Annotated in this window: 14 protein-coding genes; 9 read left to right on the top strand and 5 right to left on the bottom strand. The window is 69.1% G+C overall.

The genetic code is table 11. The features are described from left to right. Positions 1-20 precede the first annotated feature (20 nt). Complete coding sequence (locus GT042_RS13460) at positions 21-962, top strand: helix-turn-helix transcriptional regulator (protein WP_161308936.1); 942 nt, start codon at positions 21-23, stop codon at positions 960-962. Between the two features lie 102 nt (positions 963-1064). On the opposite strand, the gene GT042_RS13455 is transcribed toward GT042_RS13460, so the two are convergent. Further along, positions 1065-2537, bottom strand: a complete 1473-nt coding sequence (locus tag GT042_RS13455) for an MFS transporter (protein WP_161308935.1) — start codon at positions 2535-2537, stop codon at positions 1065-1067. A 64-nt stretch (positions 2538-2601) separates the two neighbouring features. Between GT042_RS13455 and dusB the strand changes: the two genes are divergently transcribed. Continuing rightward, positions 2602-3783, top strand: a complete 1182-nt coding sequence (gene dusB / locus GT042_RS13450; protein ID WP_161308934.1) for a tRNA dihydrouridine synthase DusB — start codon at positions 2602-2604, stop codon at positions 3781-3783. Positions 3784-3808: 25 nt separating this feature from the next. On the opposite strand, the gene GT042_RS13445 is transcribed toward dusB, so the two are convergent. Beyond that, positions 3809-4009 carry a DUF397 domain-containing protein gene (locus GT042_RS13445; protein ID WP_161308933.1) on the bottom strand — a complete coding sequence of 67 codons (201 nt, stop codon included), beginning with the start codon at positions 4007-4009 and terminating at the stop codon, positions 3809-3811. Next, positions 4006-4842, bottom strand: coding sequence for a helix-turn-helix transcriptional regulator (locus GT042_RS13440; RefSeq protein WP_161308932.1), 837 nt, complete (start codon positions 4840-4842; stop codon positions 4006-4008). The genes GT042_RS13445 and GT042_RS13440 overlap by 4 nt, the downstream gene beginning before the upstream one ends. Before the next feature lie 279 nt (positions 4843-5121). Here GT042_RS13440 and GT042_RS13435 point away from each other — a divergent pair, with 279 nt between their 5' ends. After that, entirely contained in the window at positions 5122-5391 is a 270-nt protein-coding gene (locus GT042_RS13435; protein WP_161308931.1) for a hypothetical protein, read from the top strand. 46 nt (positions 5392-5437) lie between these two features. Here the strand turns inward: GT042_RS13435 and GT042_RS13430 are convergent, their stop codons facing one another. Next, complete coding sequence (locus tag GT042_RS13430; protein ID WP_161308930.1) at positions 5438-5878, bottom strand: hypothetical protein; 441 nt, start codon at positions 5876-5878, stop codon at positions 5438-5440. Between the two features lie 669 nt (positions 5879-6547). Here GT042_RS13430 and GT042_RS13425 point away from each other — a divergent pair. The 3 genes from GT042_RS13425 to GT042_RS13415 all read left to right on the top strand — a co-directional run bounded on the left by GT042_RS13425 (position 6548) and on the right by GT042_RS13415 (position 9385). Next, positions 6548-7021 carry a GNAT family N-acetyltransferase gene (locus GT042_RS13425; protein ID WP_161308929.1) on the top strand — a complete coding sequence of 158 codons (474 nt, stop codon included), beginning with the start codon at positions 6548-6550 and terminating at the stop codon, positions 7019-7021. 63 nt (positions 7022-7084) lie between these two features. Beyond that, the gene (locus GT042_RS13420) at positions 7085-7570 is read left to right on the top strand and encodes a GNAT family protein (RefSeq protein WP_202532723.1); all 486 of its coding nucleotides are present in this window, start codon (positions 7085-7087) and stop codon (positions 7568-7570) included. A 177-nt stretch (positions 7571-7747) separates the two neighbouring features. Then, on the top strand, positions 7748-9385 hold the full coding sequence (locus GT042_RS13415) for a hypothetical protein (RefSeq protein WP_161308928.1): 1638 nt from the start codon (positions 7748-7750) through the stop codon (positions 9383-9385). On the opposite strand, the gene GT042_RS13410 is transcribed toward GT042_RS13415, so the two are convergent. Further along, positions 9372-10139, bottom strand: a complete 768-nt coding sequence (locus tag GT042_RS13410; protein ID WP_161308927.1) for a GntR family transcriptional regulator — start codon at positions 10137-10139, stop codon at positions 9372-9374. The two genes, GT042_RS13415 and GT042_RS13410, sit on opposite strands and share 14 nt — an antisense overlap. A 345-nt stretch (positions 10140-10484) precedes the next feature. On the opposite strand from GT042_RS13410, the gene GT042_RS13405 reads away from it, so the two are divergent. The 3 genes from GT042_RS13405 to GT042_RS13395 all read left to right on the top strand — a co-directional run. Further along, complete coding sequence (locus GT042_RS13405) at positions 10485-11651, top strand: extracellular solute-binding protein (RefSeq protein WP_345943764.1); 1167 nt, start codon at positions 10485-10487, stop codon at positions 11649-11651. After that, the gene (locus GT042_RS13400; protein ID WP_161308926.1) at positions 11651-12544 is read left to right on the top strand and encodes an ABC transporter permease subunit; all 894 of its coding nucleotides are present in this window, start codon (positions 11651-11653) and stop codon (positions 12542-12544) included. The genes GT042_RS13405 and GT042_RS13400 overlap by 1 nt, the downstream gene beginning before the upstream one ends. Further along, a partial coding sequence (locus tag GT042_RS13395) for an ABC transporter permease subunit (protein ID WP_237530775.1) occupies positions 12532-13458 on the top strand: 927 nt, incomplete at its 3' end. The genes GT042_RS13400 and GT042_RS13395, both read left to right, overlap by 13 nt.

Below are 13458 nucleotides of genomic sequence, written 5' to 3'. Positions count from 1 at the left end.
CCCTCCTGCAACCTGGAGGAATGGCAACGATGGTGCACGAACGCGGCACGACGGTCCCCCGGGCAGCGGTACCGGACGGATCCGCCCCCGCCGGCGCCGCCCTCCGGGAGCCCGACATCCGCCGTCACGAGCTGGCCGGCTTCCTCCGCAGCCGCCGCGAGCGCATCATGCCCGAACAGGTCGGCCTGCCGCGCGGCATCCGCCGCCGTACGCCGGGACTGCGCCGTGAAGAGGTGGCCCAGCTCTCCGCCGTGGGGGTCACGTGGTACACGTGGCTCGAACAGGCCAGGCCCATCCAGGTCTCCGCCCAGGTGCTCGACGCCCTCGCCCGCGCCCTGCTCCTCGACCCCAGCGAGCGCTCCCACCTCTTCGCCCTGGCCGGCGCCGTGGACCCCGCGCCCGGCGCGCCGAGCCCCACCATCACCCCGTCGGTACGGCGGATGCTGGAGCGCCTGGAGCCCTTCCCGGCCTGTGTGCAGAACAGCCGGTACGACATCCTCGCCTACAACCGCACGTACTCCGTGATGATGTGCGACATGGACGCCCTGCCGCCCGAGGACCGCAACTGCCTCTGGCTCGCCTTCACCGACCCGCAGTGGCAGGCCGCCCTCACCAGTCCCCGCGAGACCAAGCAGACCCTGGTGGCCCGCTTCCGGTCCGACATGGCCGAGCACCTCGCCGAGCCGCCCTGGAAGGCCCTGCTCGCGCGGCTGCGGAACGCCTCGCCGGAGTTCTGCGAGATCTGGGAGCGGCATGAGGTGATCGGCAACACAGGCCGGAGCAAGCGCTTCGTCAACGCCCATGTCGGCACGCTCAACGTGGTCCACACGAACCTCTGGCTCGGACCGACGTCCGGCCCCCGGCTGGTCAGTTACGTCCCCGAGGACGACGAGTCGCAGGCCCGCCTGGAGAAGCTCCTGCTGCTGAAGACGCTTGAGGCGCGACAGCCGGCGGCGGTCTGAGAAGCCGCTCCCGGGGTACGGAAAGTCCGTCCCGGAGTCCGGTCGGCGAAGACCGTCCCGCATGAGGCATGAGGCATGAGGCATGGGGTACGGGAAGACGCCTCACGCCCGCGCCTCCGCCGCCTGGGCCCCCGCCGGGTCCAACCGTTGTGCCGTACGCGCCGCCGTCCCCCGCGCCCACCGCCCGCTGCTCAGCAGCCCCACCAGCAACACGGCCAGCCCGCACCCCGTGATGATCCACCACGCCGGCCGGCTCGCGTCCGCGAAGTCATGCTTCTCCGCCGCCGAGGCCATCCGGCCTGTGACCGACAGGGACACCCCGGCCGCCAGTACGGCCCCGATCACCGCGACCCCCAGCGTCTGACCGATCTGACGGCTGGTCGAGGCGACGGCCGCGGCCACCCCCGCCTGCGCGTTGGGCATGCCGGAGACAGCGGTGTTGGTGATCGGCGCGTTCACCATGCCGAAGCCGATGCCGAAGATCACGTACCCGGTGAAGAGCAGCGTAGTGTGCTGCTCCGCCTCGAACACGGCGAACAGCACCCCGCTCGCCGTCATCGCGATCCCGGCGACCAGCAGCGACAGCCGGGGCCCCCGGTTGCCCACCAGCCGCCCCGACAGCGGCGCGCACAAGAACGTCATGGCCGCCATCGGCAGGATGTAGAGGCCGGCCTTCAAGGCCGACAGCCCCCGCACGTCCTGGAGATAGAGCGTGTTCAGGAAGAGGAACCCGCTCAGCGCGGCGAACGAGCACACGGCGATCAGCGTCGCCCCGCTGAACGGCGCGCTGCTGAAGAACCGCAGGTCGATCAGGGGTTCGTCGCGCCTCGGCTCGTACAGGATCAGCGCGACCAGCGACAGTATCGAGAAGCCCACGAAGGACAGGATCTCCGGCGAGGTCCAGCCCGCCTTCGGCGCCTCGATGATCGCGTACGTGAGGGTCGCGAGCACCCCGATGACCAGCAGCTGGCCCACCGGATCGGGCCTGCGGGCCTTGGGCGCGCGGGACTCGGGGACGTACCGCCAGGTCAGGATCAGCGCGGTGATCCCGATCGGGATGTTCAGCCAGAAGATCGCCCGCCAGCTGATGGTGTCCACCAGCAGCCCGCCGATGATCGGCCCCAGCGCCAGGGAGATCCCGACGACCGCGCCCCACGCCCCGATGGCGCGGGCGCGCTCGCGGCGCTCGGTGAAGGTGTTGGTGATGATCGACACCGCGACCGGGTTGAGCATCGAGCCGCCGACGGCCTGGAGGATCCGGAACGCCACGAGCGATTCCAGGTTCGGCGCGGCGGAACAGAGCGCCGAGCCGACCGTGAAGATCACCAGCCCGGTCATGAAGACCTTGCGCCGCCCGATCCGGTCGGCGGTGGAGCCCGCGAGCATCAGCAGCGAGGCCAGGACGAGGGTGTACGCGTCGATGGTCCACTGGAGCCCCGCGACCGACGCGTGCAGTTCCTTCTGCAAGGTGGGCAGCGCGACGTTCAGGATGGTGTTGTCGAGGCTGACGATCAGCAGGCTCATGCAGCAGATCACCAGCACCAGCGTCCGCCGCCGGCGGCTGAGCTCGGGCATGCGCACGATAGTACGTCTAACTAACCATTCTCGCGGGGAGGGGGCCGTGGGCCACAATGGTGGAATGACCGCAGCACTGTCCCCGTCCGCGTCTCCCTCCGCCCCGGCGTCCGCGACGCTGTCTCCGCTGGTCATCGGCCCGTACGGAGTGCGTCCGCCGGTGGTGCTCGCCCCGATGGCCGGGATCACCAACGCGCCCTTCCGGACGCTCTGCCGTGAGTTCAGCGGGGGCAAGGGGCTGTTCGTCAGTGAGATGATCACCACACGCGCGCTCGTCGAACGCAACGAGAAGACGATGCAGCTGATCCGCTTCGACGCGTCGGAGACGCCGCGCTCGATCCAGCTGTACGGAGTCGACCCGGTCACCGTCGGCAAGGCGGTCCGCATGATCGTGGACGAGGGTCTCGCCGACCACATCGACCTGAACTTCGGCTGCCCGGTCCCCAAGGTCACCCGCAAGGGCGGCGGCTCGGCGCTCCCGTACAAGCGGCCCCTGCTGCGCGCGATCCTCCACGAGGCGGTCTCGAACGCCGGCGACCTCCCCGTCACGATGAAGATGCGCAAGGGCATCGACGACGACCACATCACCTACCTCGACGCGGGGCGGATCGCGGTCGAGGAGGGCGTCACGGCGATCGCCCTGCACGGCAGGACGGCGGCGCAGCACTACGGCGGTACGGCGGACTGGGACGCGATCGCGCGCCTCAAGGAGCACGTGCCGGAGATCCCGGTCCTCGGCAACGGCGACATCTGGTCGGCGGACGACGCGCTGCGGATGATGCGCGAGACCGGCTGCGACGGCGTGGTCGTCGGGCGCGGCTGCCTGGGCCGGCCGTGGCTGTTCGGCGACCTGGTGGCCGCCTTCGAGGGTGCGGGGGCCCCGGCGTGCCCCGGCCTGCGCGAGGTGTCGGTCGTGATGCTGCGTCACGCGGAACTGCTGGGGGAGTGGATCGGCGACGAGGCACGCGGCGTGATCGACTTCCGCAAGCACGTGGCCTGGTACCTGAAGGGCTTCGCGGTCGGCTCCGAGATGCGCCGCCGCCTGGCGATCACCTCGTCCCTGGCCGAACTGGACGCGCTGCTCTCCGAGTTGGACCTGGACCAGCCCTGGCCGGACGGCGCGGATGGCCCTCGGGGCCGCACGTCGGGCAACAACCGGGTGGTCCTGCCGGACGGCTGGCTCAAGGACCCGTACGACTGCTCGGGCGTGAGCGCGGACGCGGAACTGGACACGTCTGGCGGCTGACGCCGCCGTTGCGTCGGTACGGGCCTCAGCCCGCGACGTACGCGACGAAGTCGCCCCACGCGGCGGTGGAGATGACGAGGGCGGGGCCGCCGGGGTTCTTGCTGTCGCGAACGGGGACGACCCCGGCGAAGCCGTCGGCCACTTCGAGGCACTCCCCGCCGTCGCCGCTGCTGTAACTGCTTTTGCGCCAAAGGGCGGTGCTCAGATCGGGACGGTTACTGCTCATGACTGCATCTCCTTCAGCGCGGTACGGATCATGCGGGCCGACTCGGCGGGGCTGCACGCGTTGATCCGTGTCAGATCGTAGGACATCGCGCACTTCGTGACCCGATCAGGATCCATGAAGAGTTGGCCCGTGAAGTTTCCTTCCATGTAGGCGATCCGGGGCCTGTCCGGGAGGTCGAGCAGACACACAGTGGCGCCTAGGCAGGGGTGCTCGCCCACGGCTGTCGGGATGACCTGGATGACCATGGCCGGGTGATCCGTCATCTCGGCCAGATGACTCAACTGCTCGGCCATGACACTGGATCCGCCGATGGGGCGCCGCAGCAAATCCTCCTCCAGGATGAACCACATGGCCGGGGGCTCCGCGCGGCGGAGGATGTCCTGTCGCTTGAGCCGGGTCTCGATGCGGTGCTCCACCAGGCCGTCGCCGGCCCGGGACCGCGCTCCTCTCATGAGCGCGGTCATGTACCTCTCCGTCTGCAAGAGGCCGGGGACGAACGAGGTCGTGTAGGTGCTGATGGACAACGCGGTCGCTTCGAACTCGATGTACAGCTCCATCCACTCGGCGACCATGGGCGTATGAGCGCCGAACCGGTACAGCCGCTCGAACAACCCACCCGTCTCCAGCGCGACGTCAAGCGCCGTCGCATTGGCCAAGGTCGCCGGAACCAAACAGAGTTCGATCTGAGCGATACGACTCCCCGTCATATGCGCCACCGACGCCAATTTCGTCTGGCTCCATCCCCGAGCCTCTCTACGGAGACGTAACTCCGCACCCAGGAACGCCTCCGGACTGGTGTACGGGTCCAACTCTTTGCCCGCCAAAGGAATCACCGCTCTTTACGCTCGGACCGTCAAGGGCTACCCCCTGTTGAGCCTAGCCGCAGACACCGATTCTTGTTGCACAGACGGTGATGAAGCGATGACGGAGGGCACAACCCCCATGTGTGACCGAGCCCTGGAACCCCCGGCCCCCGACGGATCGGCCCAGCTTGAGGCCACCGTGGACGGCCGGGGTTTCCATCGCCTCGTACCGGACGGCGGGGCGGCCTACGCCCCGGTGACGGACGAACTGTTGGAGCGAGTGCTCCATGGACTGAGGCGGTTGGCGGAATGAACGACAAGAGCAACGCACGACGAGTTCTCGCGCGGCTGACAGAGGAATTCGGCAAGGACGGCGTCCTGATCGTCCCGAAGTCCGATCCCGGCGCCGAAGGCGCAGAAGGCGCGGACCTAATCCCCGGCTCCGCCCTCCGCTGGCCCCCTTGCGAATGCGGCAATTCCCTCTGCCCCGACTACGAGCAGCCTTCGGCCCAGACCCCGGACACCCTCAGCACCCGCCTCGCCGAACGCAACAGCCGCAGCCGGGGCGGCCGGCCGTGACAACGGCTGACTCAGTGAAATGAGTGGTCGGTCCGGCGTACCCATCTCATTCGCGCGGCCCGGACCGACTATGCCGCCGACGGTTGGCGGCGGGCCCGGTCGAGGCGGACCGCCGCCCGGGTGACGGGCCCGGACGCGTACGGCCTGTCCGTTGCGGTCGTACCGTAGGAGTCGGACCGTCGCGGCGCACGTCTTCCGAGACGTCCTGCCCGCCAGCGGCGGACGGAGGGGGGCGGCGCGTCCACATGAAGACCAGGCCGACGATGGAGCCGATGGCCACGGCCTGTGTGCCCAGAGTGGTCAGCGTGCCGGTCACCCACCGCCACAGGTCCCCGGCCCAGGAGAACCAGCCGCCGCTTTCGGGCGGCGCGGCCACCTCCACCCGCGCGGTCAGAGGCATTTTCTCGACCAGGACGGTGTCACTCGCCCCCAGATAGGCGGTCACCGTGAGAGTGACACTGACCGGACGGGCATGCTGCGCACTCATGTCCCATCTCCAGGTCGCCCCGTCGATCTTCGAGAGCACCGTCTGGCGCTCCGACGACAACGGTGTACACCGCACCCCGGCACCTGAGCAGTGCAGCTTCACCCCGATCTGGGTGCCCACACTCACCGGTGCCTGTGCTTCACCGGGTTTGGTCCTGCGGGCAGTTCCAAGGATGTGAACAAGGAACGGATGCGGCTCCGCCCCTGCCACGAGTCGTAGAGAGCTCGTATCAGGGAAGATGATCCGCCCCTCGAACAGCTGCTGACGGGCTTGGCTGATCTCCTCGACGTAACTCCCGCGTCCTATGGGATGGGACGGACCCCGGTCTTCACCGTGAGGTCTAATCATGAGGACGAGCGCGGCGAGAATCACGCAGCAGACCGCCAGGACGCAGCCGACCAACCCGGAACGGCGGGGCCGACGCATCGAGATTTCGTAGAACATCCCGCGTGACCGTGGTTCCTGTGGGAAATCCACCGACGCGTCGTGGGGCTGATCCTCTTCTGCACTCATAGCTTCCTCGCGTTCCTGCGGTGACGGGCTGCCAGGTGTTGCCCACCGCAAGTTGCCCCATCGTCGCCCAACTGCTCTGCCTCAGGTACTTCGGTGCCGCAGGTCCGCCACTTTGTGGGCGGAAAACCACTTGATTCAGTCGATTACGGTGCCCGTATGACAACAATTCTTCGCCTCGCCGAGGTGACCGCGGCCAACTTCGAAGACGCGATCGGGGTGAAGGTCCGCCCCGATCAGGAGCACCTGGTCGCGCCGGTGGTGAAGTCGCTGGCGGAGGCGTACGTCCACCCGGGCGTCGCGTGGCCGCGACTGATTCTGGACGGTGACCGGGTCGTCGGGTTCCTGATGGCGTTCTTCGGCATCGACTTCGCCGGGGACGGCACCGGGAAGGACATCCGCTCGGGGCTGTGGCGCCTCAACATCGCCGCCGGCGAACAGGGGCGCGGTTACGGCCGCTTCGCGGTGGAGGCTGTTGCCGCTGAGATCCGCCGCCGGGGTGGGGACCGCCTGACGGTCACCTGGCACCCGGGCGAGGACGGCCCCGAGGGCTTCTACCTGGGGCTTGGCTTTCGGCCGACCGGGGAGACGAGCGGCGACGAGCGTGTCGGCGAGCTGGAGTTGGGTCGGTGAGCGCCGCCCGCGTGGCGGTTGGGCCCGCAAGGGTGTCAGTGGCTGGTGCCATACTCCGCCGGTATGTCTGAGCAGGTGCGTTTGAGAGACGTTGAACCGGCCGATCTGGAAGTGCTCTTCGTGCAGCAGCACGATCCTGAGGCTCTGCGGCGGTCCAGGTTTCCGCCACGGGAACGGGACGTCTTCATGGCCCACTGGACGACGAACGTCCTGGGGAATCCCACGGGCTTCGTGCAGGCCGTCACCGTGGACGGAGAGCTGGCGGGCAACGTGCTGGCCTGGTGGGACGAGGGGTGCCGCTCCCTCGGGTACTGGCTGGGCAGGCGGTACTGGGGGCGCGGGATCGGCTCGCGGGCGGTGGCGTTGTTCCTGGAAGAGGAGAAGGCCCGCCCCCTGTACGCGGATTCGTTCGTCGGGAACACCGCCTCGGTGCGACTGCTGGAGGGGCTCGGCTTCCGGCGTACCGACACGGTCTGGTACGGCGGGTTCGAGCACGTCAGGTTGGTGCTCGACGAGCCGCGTGGGGGAAGTGGGGTCGGGGTGAGCTGAACGTGTTCGTCCGGATCTGGGGAGGCGTCGGCGATCCGGACAGCGGGGCAGGGGTTTGCGTCAGATGTCCCTGAAAGGCGATTCGGTGGGTGGTGGGCGGGACAGTGCTGTTGCCGGGTCTGTCGGCTTCGGGCCCGGACCCGCCGTCATCGAACGCCGAGCAAGGGAGTCCTGTCCGTGCCGTCCTTGTTGCACTACGCCGTCGTCACCGATCCGACCTCGCTACCAGCCTCGCAGCCCGGCGCGCCGTCCGTGGGGACGGTGTACGTGATCGTCTCCAACACCCACCAGTCCGATGTGAAGTGGGAGTACATCGATGTGGAGATACCGGTCGGCACCGGTCCGTCCGACCTGACGGACGATCCCACGGTGATCCGCGCGAGTGCCGACCTGGACTACACGGCGTGGCTGGAACCGGTGCCCGATTTCAGCTGGGACGCCGGCCTGGGGCGCTTTCGGGCCCACCACCCCCAAGGGGGCGGCAGGTTGACCCTGCCGTACGACCAGTCGTTGGTCCTGAAGCTGGACGGCATACCGGTTTCCGGTACGGAGGGGCTGATCCGGTTACGGATACTGGAGAAGTCCGGCGGCGGTGACGACAACGTACCGATGCGGCGGGATCACTTCACCACCACACTCGGGGTGGTGAAGCAGGCCGCCCCGAGGATTCCGCGCAATTTCCGTCCGGAGAAGAATTCGCTGGCCGATGTGGACGCGGGCGGCAACGTCGTTCTGAAGTGGGACGGGCCCGACAACCTCGACTACTGGATCCGTGATCCGGAAGGAAACGAGACGGTGGTCGCCACGGCGGCGGTCCCGGGGTCTCCGGTGACGCAACAGCCCTACATGTGGTCACCGATCGTCCCGCCGAAGCGCGGCACCACGTACACCCTGGTGGCGGGGGTGCGGGGGACGGGGCAGCCGGAGCAGGGCTACTTCCTCACCACCACCGTCCACGCGCTGGTCCCCGAGTTCGGGAGCGGGACCCGTACGCCGTGGGTCGAGGGCACGGTCGACCAGGGCCGCGTCACCTTCTCCGCGGACGGCGCGGAGGTCCGCAACGGGAGTGGAGGGTGGGGGACCGTCCACGCCGACAAGGCGGACGTGGACGGGGTCAGGACCGAGTGGGTGCGGGGGCGTGGTGACGACGACGGCTGGATCGAGTTCCCCGGCACCGGGCTGAACGTCTTCCACGGGCAGCAGAAGGAATGGGGGACCGTTCACGCCGACAAGGCGGACGTGAACGGCGTCAACACCAAGTGGGTGCAGGGGCGTGACGCCGACGACGGCTGGATCGAGTTCCCCGACACCGGGCTCAACGTCTTCCACGGGCCGGGGCGGGACTGGGGGAACGTCCACGCCGACAAGGCCGACGTCAACGGCGTCAACACCAAGTGGGTGCAGGGGCGCGGCACCGGCGACGGGTGGATCGACTTCCCGAAGTCGGGGGTACGGGTCTTCGCGGACGGCCAGAACGAATGGGGCACCCTCAAGGCCGGTAAGGCCGACCTGGACGACCTGATCACCGGCGAGGGAAAGGTGCGGGGGCACTTCGTCGTGGAGGGAGGGATGAAGCTGAGTCACGAAGGCCAGCCGCTGTTCCTCACTCTTCCCGACCGCATCGTGTTCCAGGGGACGAACAATTTCGAGAAATGGGTGACCTTCGCCGACGGCCTGGAGGTCACCTACAGCAAGACGGGTTCGGTCTGGATCAGCAAGGCCTCCAAGGGCCTGAGCGTCCACGGCGACCTCCAGGTCGACGGAGTCATCTCCGTGACCACCGGCGGCGACGCACCGCAGGTCAGGACTCTGTAGCCAACGGCATGTCCGGCCCCGCCGTCCGGGCGAGCGGGGCCGCTGCCGCCGAGTTGGAGACGCTGAAGGCCACCGTGCCCGCGCGGTAGCGGTCGTCCGTCCATTCGATCGTGCGGCCCGCCGCCGTGTAGGTCAGGTAGCGCTGGCGCAGGAGGGGGCTGCCGCGGCGGACGTGGAGGAGGCGGGCGTCCTCGCTGCCCGCCGCCACCGCGTCTATCAGGTGCTCGCCGTAGTGCGCCACGATGCCCGCGTTCTCCGCGATGCTGTTCATGATCGAGACGCAGTCGTCGGGCAACTCCCGTACGGCCGGGGCCACCCAGTCCGTGTACGCCGTGCGCTCCACCAGGACCGGTTCGCCGTCCAGGCGCCGCAGGCGGAGCACGTACAGGACCTCGGCCCCCGGTGTGGTCCCGAGCCGGGACGCCTCCTCCGGGTTCGCGGGGCGGGTGTCGCGGCTGAGGATCAGGCTGGACGGTTCGCGGCCCATCGCGTGGGCCCACTGCGCGAAGCTGTTCAACTGCTGGAAGCTGTGGCGCAGTTCCTGCCGCAGTACGACACGTCTCGCGCCCTGCCGGGAGCCGATGAGGCCCTCCGAGGCGAGCAGGCCCACGGCCTGCCGTACCGTGCCGCGCGACACCGACCAGCGGGCCGCCAGGTCGCTCTCCGACGGCAGCCGGGCCCCCACGGGATGCTCACCCGCCAGGATCGCCTGCCTCAGCGCCTCCGCGATCTCCAGATAGCGCGAACCCGGCACGACTGCCCCCTCGGTCGATGAGCTGTACTCGGTGAGCCGTGGCCGATGAGCTGTGCTCAGTGGGCTGGGCTCCATGAACTGTGCGCAGGTGCGCCCACCCGTCGCGTACCCGCTCTTCACTCTAACCGCACGTGAAACCTGCGTGTCCAGGGAGGAGATGGCTCGTAAGGTCCCGAAAAGTGTCCCTCTCGTGACCGTGATCAGGCCGTTATGGGTATTTGTGTCTTCCTCGGGTCGTGTGGCCGCGGCCATCGGGCGTTCACTCACGTGACACCTGAACCGTGCGAACTGATGCCAGCTTGTATGAACAAGTGAGACCCACCCTCGCTCCCCGGGAGACCCAGCGTGACCCGACTCCGCGTCCGTCCCCACGGCAGGCTGATAGCCGCCGTGGCGCTCAGCACCGCCGCGCTCACCGCCCTCACCGCCTGTGGCGCCAAGTCCGACACCGCCGACGCCACCACGGCCGGCGGCGTCAAGGCCGGGGCCGCCACCTCCGTGGCCGACTTCGGCAGCATGGACGACCTCGTCGCCGCCGCCGAGAAGGAGGGGACGCTCAACACGATCGCGCTCCCGCCGGACTGGGCGAACTACGGCGAGATCATCAAGGCCTTCGAGGCCAAGTACAAGATCAAGATCAAGAACGAGACCCCGGACGCCGCCAGCGCCGACGAGATCAACGCCGTCAAGTCCCGCAAGGGCCAGGACCGCGCCCCCGACGTCGTCGACCTCGGTGTCCCGTTCAACCAGAGCGGCGCCGCCGAAGGCCTCTTCGCGCCGTACAAGGTCGCCTCGTACGACAAGATCCCGGCCGAGCAGAAGGACGCGCAGGCGCGCTGGTACAACGACTACGGCGGCTACATCTCCATCGGCTGCGACGCCTCCCGCATCAAGGTCTGCCCCACGACCTTCGCCGATCTCCTCAAGCCCGAGTACAAGGGCAAGGTCGCCCTCAACGGCAACCCGAACAAGTCCGGCTCGGCCTTCGGCGGCGTGTACGCGGCCGCCCTCGCCAACGGTGGCTCCTTCACCGACATCCAGCCCGGCATCGACTTCTTCGGCAAGCTGAAGAAGAGCGGCAACTTCATCCCCGTCGAGTCCACCCCGGCCACGGTCGAGAAGGGCGAGACGCCCATCTCCATCGACTGGGACTACCTGAACGCCAGCTACTCGGGCGAGTTCAAGTCCAAGGGCCTCGACTGGAAGGTCTCCGTCCCCACGGACGGCGTCTACGCCCAGTACTACTCCCAGGCCATCAACAAGGACGCGCCGCACCCGGCCGCCGCCCGCCTGTGGATGGAGTACCTGTACAGCGCCGAGGGCCAGAACCTGTGGCTCAAGGGCTTCGCCCGGCCGGTGCTGCTGCCCTCGATGACCGCCGACGGTACGGTCGACAAGACCCTCGTCGCCAACCTCCCCCAGGTCGCCGGCACGCCGACGTTCCCCAAGTCCGCCGACCTCGACGCCGTCAAGGCCGTCCTCGCCAAGAACTGGGACAAGGCCGTCTCCTGATGCCCACCCAGACCCTGCCCGCACCGGGCGCCGCCGACGGCACACGCCGTCGGCGGCGGGCGCCGCGCGCCTGGCTCGGTACGCTGCCGCTGCTCGTCTTCGCCGGACTGTGCTTCGGACTTCCCGTCGGCGCCCTCCTGTACGGGGCCGTCACCCACCAGGAGCCGGGCAAGGCCACCTCGCTGACGGGCGAGAACATCACCACGACCCTGCAAGGGCCGTACCTCAACTCCCTCACGGGAAGTGTGGAGTTGTCCGCCCTCACCGCCCTCGTCGGCACCGTCCTCGGCATGCTGATCGCCCAGGCCGTCGTCACCTCGCGCGGCGGCGCGCTGCGCGAGTCCGTCCTCACCGCGTCCGGTGTGCTCGCCAACTTCGGCGGCATCCCGCTCGCCTTCGCCTTCGTCGCCACCCTCGGCATCTCCGGCGTGGTCACCGAGCTCGTGCACCTCGACTCGCTCGGCTGGAACCTCTACTCCTTCACCGGCCTGTCCGTGATCTACCTCTACTTCCTGGTCCCGCTGATGGTCCTGATCAGCGTCCCGGCGCTGGACGGCCTGCGCCCGCAGTGGCGCGAGGCCGCGCAGAACGCCGGCGCGACCGACGGGCAGTTCTGGCGCCACGTCGGCCTGCCGGTCCTCGCGCCCACCCTGCTCGGCGGATTCGTGCTGCTCTTCGGCAGCGCCTTCGCGGCGTACGCCACCGCCGCCGCGCTCGTCGGCGGATCCGTCCCGCTCGTCACCCTCAAGATCGCGGACGCGCTGTCCGGCAACGTCCAGGTCGGTCAGGAGAACGTGGCGCTCGCGCTGAGCCTCGACATGATCGTGATCGCCGGCCTGGTCATGGCGGTCTATCTGCCCCTCCAGCGACGGAGCACCCGATGGCTGCACTGACCCCCACCGCGACCGCCGCCCCGCGCGACGACACGCCGTCGGACGGGGGCGGTACGGTACGGGCCCGGCGCCCCCGCCGCCGTATCTGGCGGGGTGTGGTCCTGGCCCTGGCGGGCGTCTACTTCGTCGTCCCGCTGCTGGCCTCGTTCGTCTTCACCGTCCACACCCCCGGGCAGGGCGTGTCGTTCGACGCGTACACCGGCATCCTGTCCGCCGACGGCTTCACCCAGAGCCTGTTCCTCTCCCTGGGCCTGGCCGCCGCGACCATCGCCCTCGTCCTGCTGCTGACCGTGCCCGCGCTGATCGCGGTACGGCTCGGCGCGCCCCGGCTGCGGTCCGTCGTCGAGGTCGTCTGCATGCTGCCCCTGGTCGTGCCGCCGATCGCACTGGTCAGCGGGATCACTACCGTGCTGCGCTGGGGACCGGACCACCTGTCCACCACCCCCCTCTACCAGACGTTCATCGCCGTGCAGGACGAGTCGTTCCCGCTGGTGCTCGTCTTCGCGTACACCGTGCTGGCGCTGCCGTTCGTCTACCGCTCGCTGGACGCCGGGCTGAGCGCGATCAACGTCACGACGCTCGTCGAGGCCGCCCGTAACTGCGGGGCACGTATCCCGTACACCGTCCTGCGGGTCATCCTGCCCAACCTGCGCTCCGCGCTCGCCAGCGCGTCCTTCCTGACCCTCGCGCTGGTGCTCGGCGAGTACACCATCGCCGCGCTGCTCGGATTCCGGCCCTTCGCGGTGTGGATCGTCTCGATCTCCGGCTCCGAGGCGCAGACTTCGGTCGCGGTGTCCCTGCTCAGCCTGCTGATCACCTGGCTCCTGCTGCTGGTGCTGTCCCGCGTGGGGTCCCGCTCGGGGGCCGGCGCCGGTGTCGCCGCCGCCGCGGGATCCGCGCCCGCCGGCGGCTCC

The sequence above is a fragment of the Streptomyces sp. SID3212 genome (assembly GCF_009865405.1).
Lineage (GTDB): Bacteria > Actinomycetota > Actinomycetes > Streptomycetales > Streptomycetaceae > Streptomyces.
The sequence above is the reverse complement of the archived record's forward strand: the minus strand, read 5'-3'. Positions and strand labels throughout refer to the sequence as shown.

Excerpts from the sequence above, each read along its gene's own strand:
- GT042_RS13460 (WP_161308936.1), top strand. The coding sequence starts at position 21 with ATGGCAACGATGGTGCACGAACGCGGCACGACGGTCCCCCGGGCAGCG.
- GT042_RS13455 (WP_161308935.1), bottom strand. The coding sequence starts at position 2,537 with ATGCCCGAGCTCAGCCGCCGGCGGCGGACGCTGGTGCTGGTGATCTGC.
- GT042_RS13420 (WP_202532723.1), top strand. The coding sequence starts at position 7,085 with ATGTCTGAGCAGGTGCGTTTGAGAGACGTTGAACCGGCCGATCTGGAA.
- GT042_RS13430 (WP_161308930.1), bottom strand. The coding sequence starts at position 5,878 with ATGAGTGCGCAGCATGCCCGTCCGGTCAGTGTCACTCTCACGGTGACC.
- GT042_RS13400 (WP_161308926.1), top strand. The coding sequence starts at position 11,651 with ATGCCCACCCAGACCCTGCCCGCACCGGGCGCCGCCGACGGCACACGC.
- GT042_RS13425 (WP_161308929.1), top strand. The coding sequence starts at position 6,548 with ATGACAACAATTCTTCGCCTCGCCGAGGTGACCGCGGCCAACTTCGAA.
- dusB (WP_161308934.1), top strand. The coding sequence starts at position 2,602 with ATGACCGCAGCACTGTCCCCGTCCGCGTCTCCCTCCGCCCCGGCGTCC.
- GT042_RS13445 (WP_161308933.1), bottom strand. The coding sequence starts at position 4,009 with ATGAGCAGTAACCGTCCCGATCTGAGCACCGCCCTTTGGCGCAAAAGC.
- GT042_RS13435 (WP_161308931.1), top strand. The coding sequence starts at position 5,122 with ATGAACGACAAGAGCAACGCACGACGAGTTCTCGCGCGGCTGACAGAG.